The organism is Flintibacter sp. SJQ-8, from assembly GCF_054108085.1.
The window spans coordinates 93374-110909 of the sequence record NZ_JBPJWR010000011.1 but is presented as its reverse complement, the minus strand read 5'-3'; the positions used below and the strand labels follow the sequence as shown (position 1 = coordinate 110909).

15 protein-coding genes, 1 tRNA gene and 1 pseudogene are annotated in these 17536 nt (G+C 52.6%); 2 read left to right on the top strand and 15 right to left on the bottom strand.

Going from position 1 to position 17536, the window contains the following annotated elements; genetic code table 11:
* The first annotated feature begins 102 nt into the window (after window positions 1-102).
* A tRNA-Leu gene (locus ACSAMP_RS08700) sits at window positions 103-189 on the top strand.
* Window positions 190-301: 112 nt separating this feature from the next.
* Here ACSAMP_RS08700 and ACSAMP_RS08695 read toward each other — a convergent pair.
* Both ACSAMP_RS08695 and ACSAMP_RS08690 read right to left on the bottom strand, forming a co-directional pair.
* Complete coding sequence (locus ACSAMP_RS08695) at window positions 302-1504, bottom strand: tyrosine-type recombinase/integrase (protein WP_457800183.1); 1203 nt, start codon at window positions 1502-1504, stop codon at window positions 302-304.
* A gap of 121 nt (window positions 1505-1625) precedes the next feature.
* Complete coding sequence (locus ACSAMP_RS08690; protein ID WP_295702631.1) at window positions 1626-1829, bottom strand: helix-turn-helix domain-containing protein; 204 nt, start codon at window positions 1827-1829, stop codon at window positions 1626-1628.
* A 392-nt stretch (window positions 1830-2221) separates the two neighbouring features.
* On the opposite strand from ACSAMP_RS08690, the gene mobQ reads away from it, so the two are divergent.
* Window positions 2222-3925 carry a MobQ family relaxase gene (mobQ, locus tag ACSAMP_RS08685; RefSeq protein ID WP_457800182.1) on the top strand — a complete coding sequence of 568 codons (1704 nt, stop codon included), beginning with the start codon at window positions 2222-2224 and terminating at the stop codon, window positions 3923-3925.
* 137 nt (window positions 3926-4062) lie between these two features.
* On the opposite strand, the gene ACSAMP_RS08680 is transcribed toward mobQ, so the two are convergent.
* The 13 genes and pseudogenes from ACSAMP_RS08680 to ACSAMP_RS08620 form a co-directional block, all read right to left on the bottom strand.
* Window positions 4063-5457: a serpin family protein gene (locus tag ACSAMP_RS08680; RefSeq protein ID WP_457800181.1), complete on the bottom strand. Its 1395-nt coding sequence runs from the start codon at window positions 5455-5457 to the stop codon at window positions 4063-4065.
* Between the two features lie 14 nt (window positions 5458-5471).
* On the bottom strand, window positions 5472-7166 hold the full coding sequence (locus tag ACSAMP_RS08675) for an immunoglobulin-like domain-containing protein (RefSeq protein WP_457800180.1): 1695 nt from the start codon (window positions 7164-7166) through the stop codon (window positions 5472-5474).
* Between the two features lie 89 nt (window positions 7167-7255).
* Window positions 7256-7441 (bottom strand): sigma factor, encoded by a 186-nt coding sequence (locus tag ACSAMP_RS08670; protein WP_457800179.1) that lies wholly within the window; start codon window positions 7439-7441, stop codon window positions 7256-7258.
* A 40-nt stretch (window positions 7442-7481) separates the two neighbouring features.
* On the bottom strand, window positions 7482-8231 hold the full coding sequence (locus ACSAMP_RS08665; protein WP_457800178.1) for a DUF975 family protein: 750 nt from the start codon (window positions 8229-8231) through the stop codon (window positions 7482-7484).
* A 30-nt stretch (window positions 8232-8261) separates the two neighbouring features.
* A complete protein-coding gene (locus ACSAMP_RS08660) occupies window positions 8262-8432 on the bottom strand; it encodes a hypothetical protein (protein ID WP_457800177.1) in 171 nt (56 codons plus the stop codon).
* 15 nt (window positions 8433-8447) lie between these two features.
* On the bottom strand, window positions 8448-9389 hold the full coding sequence (locus tag ACSAMP_RS08655) for a coiled-coil domain-containing protein (protein ID WP_457800176.1): 942 nt from the start codon (window positions 9387-9389) through the stop codon (window positions 8448-8450).
* 342 nt (window positions 9390-9731) lie between these two features.
* Window positions 9732-10259 carry an XRE family transcriptional regulator gene (locus ACSAMP_RS08650; RefSeq protein ID WP_457800175.1) on the bottom strand — a complete coding sequence of 176 codons (528 nt, stop codon included), beginning with the start codon at window positions 10257-10259 and terminating at the stop codon, window positions 9732-9734.
* A 212-nt stretch (window positions 10260-10471) separates the two neighbouring features.
* Complete coding sequence (locus tag ACSAMP_RS08645) at window positions 10472-11512, bottom strand: nucleotidyl transferase AbiEii/AbiGii toxin family protein (protein WP_457800174.1); 1041 nt, start codon at window positions 11510-11512, stop codon at window positions 10472-10474.
* Between the two features lie 4 nt (window positions 11513-11516).
* Window positions 11517-12251 (bottom strand): DUF6577 family protein, encoded by a 735-nt coding sequence (locus ACSAMP_RS08640; RefSeq protein ID WP_457800173.1) that lies wholly within the window; start codon window positions 12249-12251, stop codon window positions 11517-11519.
* A 156-nt stretch (window positions 12252-12407) separates the two neighbouring features.
* Window positions 12408-14123, bottom strand: coding sequence for a recombinase family protein (locus ACSAMP_RS08635; protein ID WP_457800172.1), 1716 nt, complete (start codon window positions 14121-14123; stop codon window positions 12408-12410).
* A 180-nt stretch (window positions 14124-14303) separates the two neighbouring features.
* Window positions 14304-14438: pseudogene (locus tag ACSAMP_RS08630) on the bottom strand (transposase); the annotation flags it as partial.
* A 197-nt stretch (window positions 14439-14635) separates the two neighbouring features.
* Window positions 14636-15970 (bottom strand): sodium/glutamate symporter, encoded by a 1335-nt coding sequence (locus ACSAMP_RS08625; RefSeq protein WP_457800171.1) that lies wholly within the window; start codon window positions 15968-15970, stop codon window positions 14636-14638.
* Window positions 15971-16071: 101 nt separating this feature from the next.
* Window positions 16072-17517, bottom strand: coding sequence for an aldehyde dehydrogenase family protein (locus ACSAMP_RS08620; protein WP_457800170.1), 1446 nt, complete (start codon window positions 17515-17517; stop codon window positions 16072-16074).
* Window positions 17518-17536 lie beyond the last annotated feature (19 nt).

The window sequence follows — 17536 nt, the reverse complement described above, 5'->3', positions numbered from 1 at the left end:
TCGCCTGACATTATATCATGGGCGGGGGGGAGAAGTAAATAAAAAAGTCCGGCCCGCCCCCTTGCCAAACGGAGCAAATTCGTGTATACTGTCCTTAGTTTTGCCGGTGTGATGGAATTGGTAGACGTAGTGGACTCAAAATCCACCGGTGGCGACACCGTACCGGTTCGAGTCCGGTCACCGGCACCAGCTCAGAAACGCTTGATCCCTCAGCATTTGAGGCATCAAGCGTTTCCTTTTTTATCTACGCTTTATCTATGAAAATGCAGGGTATTTTGCCCTGTTCTCTCCGTGTTCTCTCTTACACGTTCACGCAGATACTGGGATTGATGCTGACCACGCTGGTCATTCTCGTTGCCGATGTGCTCTTGGATGTTGTATCCAGGTGGGCATAAATATTTGCCGTGGTATTGTAATCGCTGTGTCCCAACCACTCCTGAATATCTTTCATTGGCACACCGTTTTTCAGCAGCAACGAGGCGCATGTATGCCTCAAGTCATGAAAACGAATGTCTCGCAGTTCATGCTTCTGCAAGACGAGCTTAAAATGCTGGGTTACATAGTTGGGTTTATACGGAACACCCAGGTCATTGACAAAAATATAATCGCTCTCTGTGTAGCAGTTACCACACAGCTTCCGACAGTTCTCCTGTCGCTCCTTCATACTGAGCAGCAGTTCACGGTACTGCGGAACCAACGGCATTGACCGACAACTGGACTTGTTCTTAGTCCGATCCTTTTCTACGGTCATCGCCACACCGTCACAGACGCACTGTACCACGGTATGGTCGATGGTGATTTGATTATTTTCAAAATCAATCGCCTGCCAACGCAAGCCCATGATCTCGCTTCTTCGCAGACCATAAAAGGCTGCCATCAGAACCGGAAACTCACAAGGATCACCCTTGATTGCATCAAACAGTTCCTCCAGTTCAGAAATGCTGTAGAAAGAACCGGTGTACTTTTGACCCTTGGGCCGCTCCACTTTGTTCATAGGGTTTGCGATAATCAAATCATGCTTCACAGCATACTTCATGGCCTTATGGATATTGGCATGGAAACGCTGTACAGTCGTACCCTTCAAATTCAGTTCATTGAAACAGTAGCTGTAGAAATTCTCAATATCCAGCGCAGTGACATTCCTCAAAGTCACGCCGAGCTCACGGAAGTACGGAGCGATTCTCTTTTTGACGTTATTTACATATCCCGCATAAGTGTCTACCTCCACAGAGTTTTTAATAATACCCAACCACTTGATCATGTAGTCGGCGAAAAGGATGTCGCTGGCAACGGTCGTCTTAGACTTCGGCTCGGTATGAATTACCGTGTCCTCATAAGTACATCTGGCCTTTGTCAGCAGCTCCTCGGCTTGCTTCAAATTCTTTTTTCCGCCCTCCGGAATGCCCGTCGCAATCCATTTAGTCTTGCGGGCGCCGGTGTCGGACCTCATATTCAGCACAATATAGTAATAACCTTTCTTGGTTTGCAGATGACCCGCTACCATAATTACCTCCTTTTCTGTAGCGGCATAACCTATCTGCCAATGGCAGATTTATTATACCATTTACCCGTTTCCACTCCAATGTGCTTCAAGACTTTATTTTGAAATCCGTGCGCCGATATTTTTAATATTCGCCAACCAAATATTCAATAATGCACACTTTGGGGATCTTGAAGGACTTGCCGATTTTTAGGTGGCGAATATCACCGCATTCAAGCATCTTGTAGGCCGTTTTCATGCTGATCCCGCCCAACATGACGCACATTTGCTTCACAGTAACAACATCCGGATATTCGGAGAAAATCTTTTCACGCCGCTTTTGAGCCATTGTATATACCTCCTCAGCATAAGGTCATTCGTTCCATAGCAACAAAGCAGGAGATGCCCCCGTTTTAGTGGGAAGCATCTCCTTTGGCTTAGGAACTAAGGGCGCACTTATACACCCTTGCGGGCGTGTGCGCTCTGCCGAGGGCTTGTCGGCACAGAGAGAAAGCCGCTTGCTTCCCCCTCTGACCGACATTAGCGGCTTTGCCGCAGCAAGGGGCTGGTCTCGCCTGCCGGCTCGGTCGGCGCTTCAAAGCGTGAAACGCTTTGAGGTCTCCACCGGAGACCCGCGCCCCCTTGCGCCGCTTCGCGGCTATCCCTGCACACCCACAAAAACAGTACACCCGCCTTTGGCGTCTGTACCATTTTTGCGGGTTTTATTATCCTATCCGGGAGGTGATACCCATAGCCATTTACCATTGGAACATCGGCATTGTGAGCCGAGGAAAAGGCAAATCAGCCGTTGCCGCAGCCGCCTACCGAAGCGGAGAAAAGCTGACAAACGAGTGGGACGGGCTGACCCACGACTACACAAGAAAAGGCGGCGTAGTCCATTCTGAAATCATGCTGCCGCCCCATGCCTCGTCCTCTTTCTCTGACCGTTCAACCTTGTGGAACAGCGTGGAGCTTTACGAGAAAGCCGGGAACGCCCAGCTAGCCAGAGAGATTGACGCGGCGCTCCCCATAGAATTATCCAGAGAGGAACAGATCCGGCTTGTCCGGGAATACTGTTCCTCTCAATTTGTTTCCAGAGGAATGTGCGTTGATTATGCCATTCACGACACCGACAGCGGCAACCCCCATTGTCACATCATGCTTACCATGCGCCCCCTTGACGAGCGCGGCACATGGGCGGCGAAGTCCAAAAAGGAATATGACCTTGACGAAAACGGCGAGCGTATCCGCTTGCCCAGCGGCAGATACAAAACCCACAAGGTTGACCTTACAGGCTGGAACGACAAGGACAACACCCTCTTGTGGCGCAAGGCATGGGCTGATATTTCAAACAGCTATCTTGAACGCGCCGGAAGCACAGAGCGTATCGACCACCGCAGCAACGCCGAGAGAGGAATTGACGAACTGCCTACCGTCCACATGGGCGTGGCGGCTTGCCAGATGGAGAAGAATAGTCTGACCAAGACCGAAGCCAAGGCTGCGACTTATACAGAAACCGGCAATAATGAATACTACACCTGCTCTGTTTGCCAGAAGGTCTTTAAGGATGCGGCTGGTACACAGGAAACCACTGTTGAAGCGGAGACGATTGCAAAGCTGACCCGTCCGTCCTCCGGCGGCTCCAGTAGCCATGGGGATCGTGATCCCAGCTATGCAGTGACCGCACCCAGCACCAAGAACGGCGATGTGACCGTCAGCCCCAAGAACGCTTCCAAGGGCGACCGCGTGACCATCACCGTGACCTCAGATAAGGGCTACGAGTTGGACAAGCTCATCGTCAAGGACGCCAGCGGCAATAAGCTCAAGCTCACCGATAAAGGCAACGGCAAGTATACCTTCACTATGCCCGGCAGCAAGGTCACTGTTTCCGCTGAGTTTGTCGAGGAACAGGCGGCTTCCATCTTTGCGGATGTTCCCGCCGATGCGTATTATGCCAAGGCTGTAGAATGGGCTGTGAAGAAGGGCATTACCAACGGCAAGGCTAACGGCCTGTTCGGCTCCAACGATTCCTGCACCCGCGCTCAGATCGTCACCTTCCTGTGGCGCGCCGCCGGTTCTCCTGCTCCCAAGGGTACGGCTAAGGTTCCTGCTGACGTACTCCCTGGCAGCTACTGCTATGACGCAGTGGCATGGGCGCTGGAAAACGGTATCATCAACGGCCTGGCTGACGGCACCTTCGGGGTTAACAACACCTGCACCCGCGGCCAGAGCGTGACCTTCCTGTACCGTGCGATGGGCACCGCTCCCACTACGGTGAACGGATTTACCGATGTGGCGGCTGATTCCTTCTGCGCTGACGCTGTTGCGTGGGCTGTGGAAAACGGTGTGACCAACGGCACATCCGCTACGACGTTCAGCCCCAATAACGGCTGCACCCGTGCCCAGATTGTTACCTTCCTGTATCGCGCCTATCAGGGCAAATAAGGGGCATCAGCCTATATAATGCAAAGCGAGGCCACCGGAAATTATCCGGTGGCCTCATGCTCTGCTCATGAACGGTATTTGGTTGATGCCCCTCTGCGGGGGTGCCTTTCTCTACCCCGCTTCTGTAAACAAGCAATTTATTGTACCGGCTGATTGACTACGCCAACGAACAGTGGCAATCCATCATAGCCAGTGATGGCAAACAGGAACGGACGGTCCAGTACAAAATCCATTTCCTCTTCCGGAGGCGCTGCAGTTCCGGCCATCATCATGACGGTATATGCCGATGCGGTCACACCCTCTTCGTCGATGGTCACGCGGGCTGCATGGTCGGCTTTGGAAAGGAAGATCTCTGCAACTTCCGAAGTCATGGGGGTAAAATCGGCCACTTGGGCATCAAATACATCTGTGACACCAAGGGCACGAAGGCCTTCTCCCAGGTCAAAATCAGAGACTACATCAAATTTGGGAACGGACATATTCACGATCAGGTGCTTGCTGTTCTCCCAGTTTCCATTGCTGTTCAAGAACTCCATCGTTTGCTCATCGTTCAGGAGATCATCCATAGTCACGCCCTCGTCAGGCAGGAGGAACCACATCTTACCGCTGCCCTCCAGGCTCAGAGAAACGGCACCGAACTGATCCGCCCAGTAATAGGTGTTGCTGCCGCCCTTGTGCATAAAGTCGCACTCCACGGTCTCTCCATCAGCACTGAGCAGGTGGAACAGGCCCTTTTCCGTTCTGCCCTCGTTAAACTCACTGTGCCACTTGGCGCGGTAGTAGATGGTAGAGGCCAGAGCCATAACGGTTTCAGGGTCCATCGACAGTCCATCAGCCTGCGCTTCCAGCAGTCCTCCGGTCTGCTCATTGATCCAGTCCCGCAGAGCCTGATTAAACTCCTCGCTGCCCATCTCGCCACGGAAGGAGGAGGCGTAGTAATTCGTTGCCAGACTGTCCATGGTGGACTGGTTGAAATTCACGGACTCATTCAGCCACAGGGAGTTTGCCAGAATGCTTGTCACGGCACCGTCATTGCTGTAATTGGCGTTCCAAACACTGGCTGCCTGTGCGCGCAGAGTCTCAATACTTTCACTGCCCAACAGATCAAGGATCTGCTGGCGACTTTCACCGTCCGTCACCTCTGCCAGCATGGCAAGGGCCATGTAGATGTTTATGGGAGAGTAGACCTTGTTCGCACCGTTGGAATTGCTGAGAAACTCCCGGATCGAGCTGGCAAAGAAAGCTTCCAGACCGTCTGCATAGCCCTCCGGCTGACTGCGCTGGGCTTTTCTGTCCGCCTGCCAGGCGTCATAGACCACATCAAAGCCATCGCTGTCAAACTCGCCGGTCTTTTCATCGAAATACTCCATCTCATTGGGGTAGGGAGCCATTTCCGGGTAACTTGCCAGTGCAAGCGCATAAGCCGATGCAGTACTGTTGGGTTTCTTTTCTTCCATGTTGGTATCTCCTGCGCAGCCTACCATAGAAATCAGGCAAGCCGCTGCGAGGCATAGCGCTACAATTCGTTTCATACTGCGTACCCTCCTTAGTCTACGATGGTGTCTGTGCAGATTACCTGCGTTATGATTTCCATAGCAGTCTCGCCGTAGCGTGACCACCAGCTATTTACACCCTGGGTCGTTGCCACAAAGTTGCCTTTGCTGGCAGGGTAACTGATAAAGTTCCAGATAGCACCGCCATCGTAGGTGCCCATGGAGCCATTTCCAAATTCCTTCATTGACAATCCGGTGCCGCAGACGCCGAATGTAGGCCAATAGTGGAAATCGATCCATCCATCTTCACCAGCGGGTCGGAAACTGACGCCATAGCTCATGCCATCGGCACTGTATTCCTCAACCTTGTATTCCCAACCAGAAAGAAGCGGCACACTGACGCCAAATCCGCCGTGTTCGTAGGAAACATTACTTGTGTCAGCGGCGTCCACGAGATCAAAGCCTGCATAATAGGTTTTGGTGTCAGAATCACCGGTACCCCAGAAATCCATAACCGATTTGCTGATCCGGTAGGAACCTGCGGGAAGCTCTCCGTACAGACGGCTCCAATTCACTTCCCATTCTGTTTCCGCATTGTTAGGGATCATCCATGCTTCTGACGTCCAGGCAAGCTCATACTCCATAGGAAGCAGCTCGACCGCAACCCATTCCCCATCCCGCAGAACTTCCAATCCATAATAGCTTCCGGTATTCAGCTCGCCGGTGGGCTTGCCGTCCTGCTGCGTACAAACAATGGTCAATCCGGACGGGGTGATATTCTTTGCGGTCAGCTTCACACCCCAGGGGTCCTGATAGGCGTGAGTCGCCGGTGTACGGCTGATGCCAACAAGACCGGATATTGCCGGCGTGCGCTCGCTCAATGTTCCATTGATCCATACCTTATCGGTGGGTTTGATCACGTCGCCCATCTGTACTTCAAGAAACAGGTGCCACTGAGCCATGTCATCCGTCACAACCTCCGGTGCCTTGACGTCTATCGTAATATCCCATCCGTCCAATGCACCGTTCTCCATGCTGTGGCGGCGCACATCCGTGATCTCATGCCGGATAGAGCCACTGCCTTCCTGCAGTACGATCAGCACCAGATTCTGCCGTTCAAAATAGGCATCATCATACTTGTCACAGGCATCCAGGAATCCGATTGTGCTGTCGGCGTAGACGTTCTCTCTCCGCTCCAGATTGTAAATGTCCTTGCGTGCCTCGTAGTAGGCTTCCAGTTCTGCTCGGGAACTGATTACGGTATGGTAAGGATAGCTCGCTTCATCAGATCCGCCATTGGTTCGGATGTACTGGGCTTCAAAAGCGTATGCTTCCGGTTCAGGGGCTCCAGCATCTGGATCTGTTTCGTTGCCAACTATGGTCCAGCCGAGTTCCGCAAGCTCTTCCATGATTTGCTCTGGGATATCGGCCTGTGTGCCGTCTTCCAGCTTCATACACCAGTATGCTCCGGTCCTGCCCGGATAGGATTCCGCGATGCCGTCGTGGAGAAGCAGGATCTTATCGCCCGTCTCCAAGTCTGAGAACAGTCCTTCCTTGTCCTTGCGGTTGCTCATGACAATGGGCGAGTTGCCGTCGATGAACATATACGATCCATTATCCGCCACCAAACAGCGCCCCACCGAAAAATCCATAGAATGACTGACCATATACCAAAGAAGGCCTGCGCAAACCAAAAGCAGCCCTCCAATCACACAAAGAGGAATCATCCATTTCTTTTTCTGCCTCATGTCAGCAGCCTCCTTTTTCTCATATCAGGCATAAATCCTTTGTATATATAGACGCAAAAAACGGCCAAAAGTTCCCAATATCAAGCAGATCATCGAAATTTTTCAAGGTTCTGATAAATCGAAAAAAGTGCCTGCTGTACCGCATCCTCAGCGTCGTGGTCATTGTTCAGAATCTTGTTGGCCACGTGGAACATTAGGTTTCCGTATGTATGGAATATCTGTTCAATTTTCAGTCGCTCATCTGCTGTCTCCAGCATCTGCGTAAATACAAGCATACATTGACCCCTCCCCCGGGATCACACAACAACAGGGCGTTTAGGTATAGGAGGGATCAAATGCGGCATAGCTGGTGCCGGAGATCTCTCGATAGAATACAGCGTTGGCCGCCTGCTTATAGGGGCGCAGCCACAGGTTGCCGATGCCCAGCGTCAGGGAGCTGAGGATGTCCCAGCCGATGAAGCTGAAGTGTAGGCAGAACAGGCACCAGCGGTTACCGGACATCATCTCTTTGGAGCGTGCAATGGCCTCACTGGCCGTCAGCTCCGGATGCTCTGCCAGAATGAACTCTGTCATAGCGTAGCTGTAGGTGGCAATGATACCGGGGATGATAAAGAGCAGCGACCAAAGCAGGACATACACGCTCTGGAGCAGCTTTGCGACAGCGGCAGTCTTCCAGTAGGAGAAGTAGCCGAACAGGGTCTCAAATGCGGGTTCACCGCAATCCACCAAATCCAGATTGAACCGGGCATAGCCAATACTGATAATGCTGCCCAGCACGAAATAGACAACAGCCATAATGATGGCGGCAATGGTGATGTAGATGGCGCTGCCAACCAGAAATGCACCGATATCAGAGTTCAGCCCTCCGCCGGTGGAGAAAATAGTCTGGCCCGCAAATTCAAAGTTTGCATGGGCTCCGGAAGCATCAATGTTCAAATTTACTTTCGGGCCATCAGATCCGGTGCCACCCAACAACATGGCCACAAGGCCCACCAGCACTGCGATCATCCATTTGCCGCTTAATGCTTCACGGGCGATCTGTCTAAAATCAGCTGCGTACTTCATGGCAGCCTCCCTTCTTATGATTTCACATGGTTATTGGATGCGATAGCCAGAGGTGCCTTTTCTAAACGCATAGGCGATTTTCTCTTCCCGTGTAGGGAACACCTTTGCTTCAAAGCCCTCGGCTTTTTTGGACGAGATGATCCGATTGGTGTGGTCGACCCACAACACGCAATCGGATCTCGTCTGCGTTTCTTCGCTCATGAGGACACCACCAATTCAGATCTTGGCATCCCGAACAAGGGTATCCAGTTTGCTTTCCAGCTGGGTCTGCTCCTGCTCCACGGAACGCTGCATCCCATTCAGTCGGGAAAGGACACTTTCAATCTGACGCCGGGTGGAATGTACCTGCTCCTGAGACTGGCTGATTTTATCCAGCACCGCCCAGTCAGCAAACAGGCCGTCAAAGAAGTAATCGGCAAACTGCAGGAAGCCGTCCACATTGACCTGCATATCGGTACTGATTCTCACGTCAGCCAGTTCTGTCTTAAACTGACGAAGCTGGGACTGCAGGTGTTCGATGTTGCCCTGAGCCTCGTCCAGATGGCTGTGCTTGGCAAGATCGGAGATCAGGCCGCCGCCAAACAGATCCCAAGTGCCCCAGCCCTCGGCACTGTCCAGACTGGACAACACCTGATTTGCGGTACCCAGCGCACTATTGCCGGCAGATACGGCTTCCCGCAGCTCACGCTTCTGGCTTTCCAGAAATGCAAGCCGTTCCTCCAGTTTCAAGATCTCCTCTGCGGTGGGGCCACCAACGCTCTTCACAGCAGCAGCCTTTTCCTGCAGCACGGCATCATACTGACGCTCACAGTCACGCAGGCCGGACAGTTCAGCCTCATATCGGGCCAACTCATCCTCCACGGCAGTCAGCTCGCGGGCAGCGGCATCATACTTGACTCTGGCAGCGTAGGCTTCCTCGCGTTCTTTGTTCAGCTGCTCGTCCATCTTTCCGATGACATTATAGAAAAACGCTGCAAGGCTACGGCCCTCCAGCTTGTCTACATCTGCCTGTTCCTGCATCTTGATGGCTTCCAGTTCCCGAACACGGGCAGAGAGCGTACTACGCTGGGTGCGCAATTCGGAAATCTGTGCTTCCAACTGCCGTTTCCGGGCGATCTGTTCCTGAAGCTTCTGTAATTGTTCATCATAGAATTTCATTGATACTTCACGCTCCTTTCCGCAAATGAATATGAGACCCCACATCATCGTGAGGTCTCATGAGTTTCATTTTGACCGCTCACTTTGATCTGGCCGGTTCCTGGTCATGCTCCCCTCAATACCGATCCATGCGGCATATCCAGGGTGCTCCACCATCTTTTTCATTAGGCGGATGGTCATGATTCTCAGCTTCGGATTCATGTGTGACACCTCGCTTTGCTGTGGTTTCAGTTGCTGTTTCCTATGATGGCTCTATTGTAAGACATGACAGCTTGGGAATAAATCACAGTTTCAGCAAAATAAGGCATCCTATTTTCACTGTGTGGGAGAAATACCCGAAACTCAGGTGCGCCCCTCCAGACGTTTCTGCTTATGAGCGTTGTACTGTTCTTCATCAATGACGCCGGTAGCCAGCATCCACTCCGACCACAGCTGCAGCGTTTCCACGGTGATGGAGATCCGCTCCAGCTCCTCCTGAATGAAGATGAAATCCTCCAGTTCATCGCCGGAAATCTCACCGTCTGCGGTAATCTCGATCAGACGATCCTTCTGCTTACCCATCGAGTTCAGCGAAGCCAGCATCTCCAGGACGATCTGAGAGAGGTCTTTGACCTTAATTTCCGGCACGTACTCCTGTCCGATGGGACACTGATTGGCACAGTAGTAATTACATAGGCTGGGCTGCTTATACTTATCCGACATGGCCAGCACTTCATCCGGATGAGGGAGAGACCGTTCGTTTTCAATTTTCTCGATGCGCTCCGGAGGAATGGACTCCAGCAATTCACTGGCAGCATCCCTAGAGAGCTTCAGTCCCTCTCTGGTAAGCTGGTAGATATTCTTGTTTTCTTTTGTGGATACTCTGGCCATGTTCAACTTCCTCGCCTTTCATAATGCGTATCATCATTATACGAGTTAGCGATAAAAAAGGCAACTGCTACCACGCGAAACAAATTATATCATTGTACTACCATTTTTGGCAATCCTTTTCCATTTTCGCTCGTTCTTATTGAAAGCCATATCTTGAAAACAAAAAAACCCGCACAGCAGCCTTGTAATCTGCTGTGCGGGAAGCTGACACTTTATTCGGCGATCAAACGATCCGTTTTAATGGCGTAGGCATATGCTTCTGAGCTGACTTTTCTCAGGTAGGCCAGCGGCATCAGCTTGTCCACCGTCAACTTTTCGCCGGCAAACGCCGCAGCATCCTCAATTCGCTCGTAATCATTGCCTGTCAGCAGGCACGCCGCCATATACATCACCTTGGGCGCTCTGGTGGCGGCGATCTCCGGGCTATAGTTTTCTGCGTAGATATGGCCGCGCAGATCACGGATGCCCTTCACATACAGAGGATATTCCTCAGCCTCGGTTTTTCCTCGGGACGCAAGGCAAAGCGCTGCATCGAATGTATCCCGAAGGCAGTCTTCCACACTGGCATCGCTGCCGCGGTAAGCAAGTTCTGCCTTGGCGATTCCCGTGTATGTATGGCGCACTTTCTCAGTGTCCTCAAAGATATCCAGCAGCGAAATCACATCGTAAAACTGCTTCATGACCTCCATATCCTTGCCGTCATTCAGGAGAATGCCGGTGGTATGGGGCGCAAATGCGGTGAGTTTATCCGCCAGTATACAGTCTGCGCTGGGGATCTGTACCGTCAGATATTCCGGTTGCGTTTGCAGCAGCTCATTTCGGATCTCCTTGCTGATGACCTCGGCATAATGGTTTTCCTCGAACAGAACATCCAAAAGGATATACAGCGGCTTGTGGTTTACCGGAGAATCATAGGTAAACTTGAAATGGCTCTTTTCGATATTATTCTTACCGATGCGTTTTTGCTCTTCCGCACTCTGGAAGGGGAATATCTTGGATGCCTCTTCGATAAAGGCATCCAGATCCGTTCCCGGTTTCACGATAATGTCAATGTCAGTGGACAATCGACGCGGACGGTCCATCAGGAGCATCAGGCAGGTGCCGCCCTTGAAAATAAAGGGCATTCCCACGCGGGCCAGAGCCTCCAGCAGTCCAAAGGCGTAGACCGCACGCTCCAACAGTACGGGGTCACGCTTGCTGGTTTTCTGAAGTTCCCGGATATGCTCTTCTGAAAAGCTGATTGGCTGTATCATATCGTTACTCCGTTCTTAACGTAATATTTGTCTTTTCTCGGATCAGCGCCCTCAGCCGTTTTTCAGCAGCACGGCGCTTGGCATAGCGGAACAGGCAGCTCTCGTCGATCACATAGCCGGAAAAAGCCCCCTCAAAGATGGCTGGATATTCGCTCTTACTGATCACTTCCTGCAGCAGAGGGTCAGAAACCAAATCCACCAGCATCTTTTCAAGGCGGGTATGCCATGCTTCCTCGTTTCCTCTGGGAGCCTCAGTGACCAGTTTGTTTAATACGATCATGCCATCATACCAATACTGGTGATACAGTTCGGGAGTCGGGTCGAGAAGCACCTTGCCAGGGAACTGCTCCTTGAGCAGGTCGAAAACAAAATCAATAATATCATCCTCCACGGAGAGGAACAGAACATTGTGTGCCAACTGATGATTGACAAATTCGTTGAGTTGCACCAGTTCAAAAATGGTGAACTCCACCGCAGGAAACGCTTCCCGAATAGCCCGTGCAGCAGCGCAGGCCTCCTCTGAGTATTCATGCCGATAATTGCTCATCTTATTTCCGGAGACACAATACGCATTCCGGCCGACTCGAACGACCTCTCCGCTTTTCACCAGGCCACGCAGTCTCTTGCGCATAGCCTCTTCTCCAAGCGGGCAGCCATTATCCTGATTGGTCATAAAGAAATCCCCAAAGCTAAAACTCTTCATGCCGGCCAATGCCGTTAGATGAACCTGATTGAACATGATAATCACCTCGCAAACCGTCCTATTTTGGCAACAGATACTCACTATTGCCGATTTGGTACAATTACATTATACTGCTTTTCTCCGTTTCGTCAATACCATTTCGGCAATAGAGGGTGTTTACTGACGAAATAGTACCGTCGAAACATGAGAATATTATTCGCTATCCTCTCCCAACGGATACATAGGTTGGTCAATGGGTGGCAAATCCGCCTCTCCATCCTCCGCAAAGAGGTAAACATAGGCATTTTTGCCGTCCCAGACCACCTTTTTGACGATGGTGCGCAGCAGGCGGCGTTTTTCCTCCAGCGTGGCAGAATCCACCGCGCTGGCAAAGGATTCGATCATTTCCTGATGGAAGGCAAACTCCTGATGCAGCATCCGGCTCTGCTCGGTGAGGGCTTCCAGCTCGGCAAGGCGTAGCTGCTGCGTCTCGCTCTCCTGATGGAGCGCGTCGATCTGCTCCATGATGTACTTCGCAGAGGTGTCGCTGGCAACGGACAGGGACTCCACCAGCCGCTTGATGCGGTCCTCCGTTTCGGCGCGTTTTTCCCGGAGCAGCGCCAGCTCTGCGTCGTAGCCCTCCTTGCTGCCGCTGATGACCTTTTTGGTCTGCGCCAGCAGCCGGGCAAGGGTCTCCTTGTCGGCGGATAGCTTGCGGATCTCCTCGATGATCTTAGCGTCCAGCGTGTTGCCGTTGCAGTTTTTCATAGAGCAGACCGTGCCGTGGCTGCGCTCCTTGGTGGAGCACATATAGGTGTAGATCAGCTCGCCGTCCGCATTCTTGCGGTTGGTCAGCTTCGGGCGCATATAGTCGCCGCATTCGCCGCAGCGCAGCAGCCCGGACAGCAGCGCCACGTTGCTGCGCGGTCTGCGGTAGCTCTTGGATTTGTTTACATCCAGCATGGCCTGCACCCGCACCCAATCGCTGCCCGCGATGATGCCCGGATGCTTACCCACCGCCACGATCCATTCCTCCATCGGGCGGATCTGGTTTGCCTTGCCGGGGCGCTGGAGGGTGCGGTTATATGCCATGACGCCGTGCTCGCCGTCGAATTCTGCGCGCTCGGCAAACAGGTCAACATTATTTTCTTTCAGATACTGATACGCCGTGTCGTCGGCGATCATGTAGACCGGGTTCGTGAGAATGCCCCGGATGGCAAAGCGGGTGAACTGCTTGCCGCGCTTCGTGACACAGCGATGCTCCAACAGATACTGATCGGTCTTGCTGAGAGAGCCAGTCTCCATAAACACCTCGAAGATTGTCTTGACCAGCTGGATTTCCTCCGGGATGGGTTTGAGCTTGCAGGCCTTCTTCACCTTGCCGTCCACCGTCACGCTGGACAGGCTCTCCGAGGCGTAGCCCGTGGGCGTTGTGCCGCCCAGCCAGCGTCCGGTCTTGGACAGCTCATGCATATTGTCCCGGATGCGCTCGGCAATGGTTTCCCGCTCCAGCTGGGAAAAGACCGACGCGATATACATCATGGCACGCCCCATGGGGGAGCTGGTGTCGAACTGCTCGCGGATGGAGATGAAGTCAATGTGCCGGTCGCCCAAGTCCTCGATGAGCTTGGCAAAGTCGCCGATGTTGCGGCTGATGCGGTCGAGGCGGTAGACCACGATGGCGGCAAAGGCGATCTTCTGGGAGTCCTTCATCATTTTCTTGAACTGCGGGCGCTCCAGATTGCCGCCGGAAAAGCCCTCATCCTCATATACAAGCGCATGCTCCGCCTCGTCTTCGCCAAAGTGCATTGCAATATATTGGCGGCACAGCTCAATCTGGTTCTCAATACTTTCGCCTTTCCCGGTAAATTTGGATTTGCGGGAATAGATGACGTATTGCTTCCCCTGCGTTTTGTCTGTTGTTTTCATAGCAACACCTCGCATTACCACGAAAAAGTCCGGCCAAAGCTGGGCTTTTTCTTATTTAGCTGTTAAAATAGAAGAGAGTGATGAAAAACGCTGGGGCGAGGGAAACTGGACCGGGACATGGTAGAGTTCGTGATCATAGACCAGCTGGTGCCGAAAGAGCATTTGCTGCGAAAAGTATATGCGGAGAATCTCACGGTTCAGCCGCTCGATCACGTTGTCGGTACGGCTGCGCGTCCAGTGCTCGCTGGGGAAGTCACCGTAGGTCAGCGTCTCCTCAATGCCATCCTTGACCTTCTTGGCGGCTTTCTTTGTCTTTTAGATGTAAACAACGGAAGGAATTTACATTTAGCAAAAAAACCTCCTGCGTTCAAATGAAAGCGGTTTGACAACCACGATCAAAGAACGCAGGAGATTTTTGTTATAAAAGGTGGCATACAATGTTTATAGAATAGTAATCGGCAGTATAAGTGCTGCGGCATTGCAATTGCTGTGAAATATCTTCTTCCAGGCACTCAATTAGATACGGCTTCTTTTTTGCGGAATATTTCACCTGCAATCAAGAAAACAAACAACAGGACTACGCTGATTCCAAAGACGAGTTTGGGATTGCGGATAATGAGCATAGGCATAATAAGAAGATAGGGAAGCGAGTAGCTGTAGCCCAATGTGCAGGATGCTGCAACGGTTTCAGCTGCGACTGTTTTGTGGTCAGGATCTACTACCTTGGCCAGTAGCAGGCCGGTGGAGAGCAACCCCATGTAGGCGCCGTACTGCGCCACGGCGGAAGCAAACCAATCCTGGGGACACCAGCGCTTGGAAAAGAAAATGGAGATCCATGTCGTTGCGGCGATGACCACCACAGAGATAACTACGATAGGCAACAAATAAGTGATGAAAGCTTGGATGGAGGTGGTTGCCACAGCTGAAGTGATCAGATACTCCAAAGAGACGTTGGAAATCCGTTCGATGGTTTCGCGGTCTATAAACTGATGAAGGGCTGGAATTCTGCCGATAATGATTCCAATCACGCCGCTGCAAAACAGGGATGTGGACAGCAGAGGAAGATTCGTCCAGAATGGGTCAATGCTGATCAGGAAATTCCGCAGACCGATGGCACAGGCGACCACGACACCCACAAAGGCCAACTGTAGGGTAAACGGATCCACCGATGAGGTCTTCGACACTGCGCTGCCGATGGACGGCCGCTTTCCGATGACAATGTATCCGGTGCGGAACTCCTCAGGCAGATCGTTCAGGGAAGCTGTCGTGTGCTTGAGCAGCCCCTTCCGAATGCCGATGTTGACGATCACAATGCCGAAGACAATCCCGCAGACCACGCCGATCGTGGCGATGGTGATGGCGACCGGTACCGCATCGGTCCAATAGCCCTCCTCCTCAAAAATCGTCGCGACAGGAACGGCCCAACCAATGCCGCCGTAAAGAGCAAATAGAGGAATCAGCCCAAAACCAAGAGGGATTACTGCGCGGAACATAAAAGCAACGATCAGACCCAAGATCGCCTGGGCCTGATGAGCGATGCCGCCAACTAAGGTCGCCGCGATTGCTTGTTTAGATATTTTTTCCATTGACTCGCCCAAAAATGAGCAAGCAAAGGTAACGGCCAGCAGTACACCGGACCACTCGTTGATGCTGTCGGTATAGGTCACATACACCGGGGAGTATAGTCCCAGGATCTGAGGTCCGATGATGAGACCGACCAGGCCTCCGATGATAGATGCGGGGAGGAAGAGACGCTGAAACAGTTTAACTTTCATGCGAAGAAAATATCCGATGGCCAACAGAATACTGACAACTGCAAAGTCGTGAGCGACATCCATCAATGTCATGGTCTTCCCTCCTATATAGAAAATAATGGGGGCCGACATGGGCAACGAAGTTCGATATCCATATCGGCTCCCGGTATATCTCTATTTCCTCGATTTCTATCTCAGGAAATTGCCATTCTTATGCCTTTGATATAAGTGTATTCCTCCAGGGAATACCGGCTTCCGTCCTTTCCGATCCCGCTGTTTTTGCAACCGCCGTGGGGGACTGCCGGTCCTGTTCCCGGTCCGTTGACGTTGACAATGCCAAACTGAAGCCCTCGGGACATGCGGCATACCTGGCTCACATCATTGGACCAGATGTAAGAGGAGAGCCCGTATTCGGTATTGTTGGCCATGCGGATGGCATCCTCTTCCGTATCATAGGGGAGAAGAGTAAGGAGCGGACCGAAGACCTCCTCGCGGAACACACGCATATCGGGGGTGACATCGGTAAGAATGGTAGGCAGAAAATAGCAGCCGACCTTTTTATCGGCGGGGCGGGCCCCACCGCATACGATTTTAGCACCCTTTTCAACCGCATCTGCCACCAGGGATTCCATTCGAACCACCGATGCCTCATCGATCAGCGGACCTGTGTTGGCCTGCTCATCCAATGTGCCGCACTGTGCGTCCGAAGCAATCTTCGTGCAGAGCTCCAGAAATTCCTGGTATACACTTCTGTGAACAAAGGCGCGCTGGGGTGCTACACAGGTCTGCCCTGCACAGCGCATTTTATTTCCGATCACATGAGCAGCCGCTGCGGCCAGATCTGCAGAGGGGGCCACGATCACGGGAGCATTTCCGCCCAGCTCCATGGAGAAGCGCTTTACGCTGGTGGTAGAATCCCGTACCATGCGCAGACCGCCGCTGGTGGAACCGATCATCGTGATCATAGCGGGAATAGGACTCTCACAGAGCGTGGTTCCGATCTCCTTGGCATCCCCGGCCACAAAGTTGATCACGCCCTTCGGGAATCCGATTCGATGCAGAAGCTCTCCGAAGTAGAGGGTGGAAAGAGGTGTTTTTGTGGCGGGCTTGATCACAGCGGTACATCCGGAGGCCAGGATGGGCCCTAACTTGGTGGCCAGGTTGTGCATAGGGAAATTCCATGCCAGCGCAGCGACCACCACGCCCACGGGTTCCCGTACGGCCAGGAACATGTTTTTTCCGCCGGCGGCGTCCCGGATGCCCTGGGTGTGTTCACTCTTGGCCTGCTCCAGGAAGAAGCTGAGGTAGCCGGTTAGACTGCCCGTTTCAAAGGCTGCGTGGGAGCGCAACTTGCCGCTCTCCAGCATGAGCAGGGTGAGCAGGTTTTCGCTCTCATGCTGGATGGCGTCCCGCAGCTTCATCATCCAGGCGCCCCGTTCCTCCAGCGTCAGTGCGCTCCATCCGGGGAAAGCATCGCGGGCCGCCTCCAGAGCCAGCTGAGCCTGCTCCTTAGACGCTAGAGCCACCTGAGCCACCGGCTCCCCGTTGCCGGGGCAGCAGATCTGTGTTGTGCGCCCCTGCCCGTGAACCAGCTCGCCGTTGATGTATTGGAGAAAATCCTTTGTGGGAAGAGAATACATAAATCATCCACCCCTTTTC

Excerpts from the sequence above, each read along its gene's own strand:
- ACSAMP_RS08635 (WP_457800172.1), bottom strand. The coding sequence starts at position 14,123 with ATGAAAACAACAGACAAAACGCAGGGGAAGCAATACGTCATCTATTCC.
- ACSAMP_RS08690 (WP_295702631.1), bottom strand. The coding sequence starts at position 1,829 with ATGGCTCAAAAGCGGCGTGAAAAGATTTTCTCCGAATATCCGGATGTT.
- ACSAMP_RS08625 (WP_457800171.1), bottom strand. The coding sequence starts at position 15,970 with ATGACATTGATGGATGTCGCTCACGACTTTGCAGTTGTCAGTATTCTG.
- ACSAMP_RS08645 (WP_457800174.1), bottom strand. The coding sequence starts at position 11,512 with ATGATACAGCCAATCAGCTTTTCAGAAGAGCATATCCGGGAACTTCAG.
- ACSAMP_RS08640 (WP_457800173.1), bottom strand. The coding sequence starts at position 12,251 with ATGTTCAATCAGGTTCATCTAACGGCATTGGCCGGCATGAAGAGTTTT.
- ACSAMP_RS08665 (WP_457800178.1), bottom strand. The coding sequence starts at position 8,231 with ATGAAGTACGCAGCTGATTTTAGACAGATCGCCCGTGAAGCATTAAGC.
- ACSAMP_RS08660 (WP_457800177.1), bottom strand. The coding sequence starts at position 8,432 with ATGAGCGAAGAAACGCAGACGAGATCCGATTGCGTGTTGTGGGTCGAC.
- ACSAMP_RS08655 (WP_457800176.1), bottom strand. The coding sequence starts at position 9,389 with ATGAAATTCTATGATGAACAATTACAGAAGCTTCAGGAACAGATCGCC.
- ACSAMP_RS08670 (WP_457800179.1), bottom strand. The coding sequence starts at position 7,441 with ATGCTTGTATTTACGCAGATGCTGGAGACAGCAGATGAGCGACTGAAA.
- ACSAMP_RS08680 (WP_457800181.1), bottom strand. The coding sequence starts at position 5,457 with ATGAAACGAATTGTAGCGCTATGCCTCGCAGCGGCTTGCCTGATTTCT.
- ACSAMP_RS08620 (WP_457800170.1), bottom strand. The coding sequence starts at position 17,517 with ATGTATTCTCTTCCCACAAAGGATTTTCTCCAATACATCAACGGCGAG.
- ACSAMP_RS08650 (WP_457800175.1), bottom strand. The coding sequence starts at position 10,259 with ATGGCCAGAGTATCCACAAAAGAAAACAAGAATATCTACCAGCTTACC.
- ACSAMP_RS08675 (WP_457800180.1), bottom strand. The coding sequence starts at position 7,166 with ATGAGGCAGAAAAAGAAATGGATGATTCCTCTTTGTGTGATTGGAGGG.
- ACSAMP_RS08695 (WP_457800183.1), bottom strand. The coding sequence starts at position 1,504 with ATGGTAGCGGGTCATCTGCAAACCAAGAAAGGTTATTACTATATTGTG.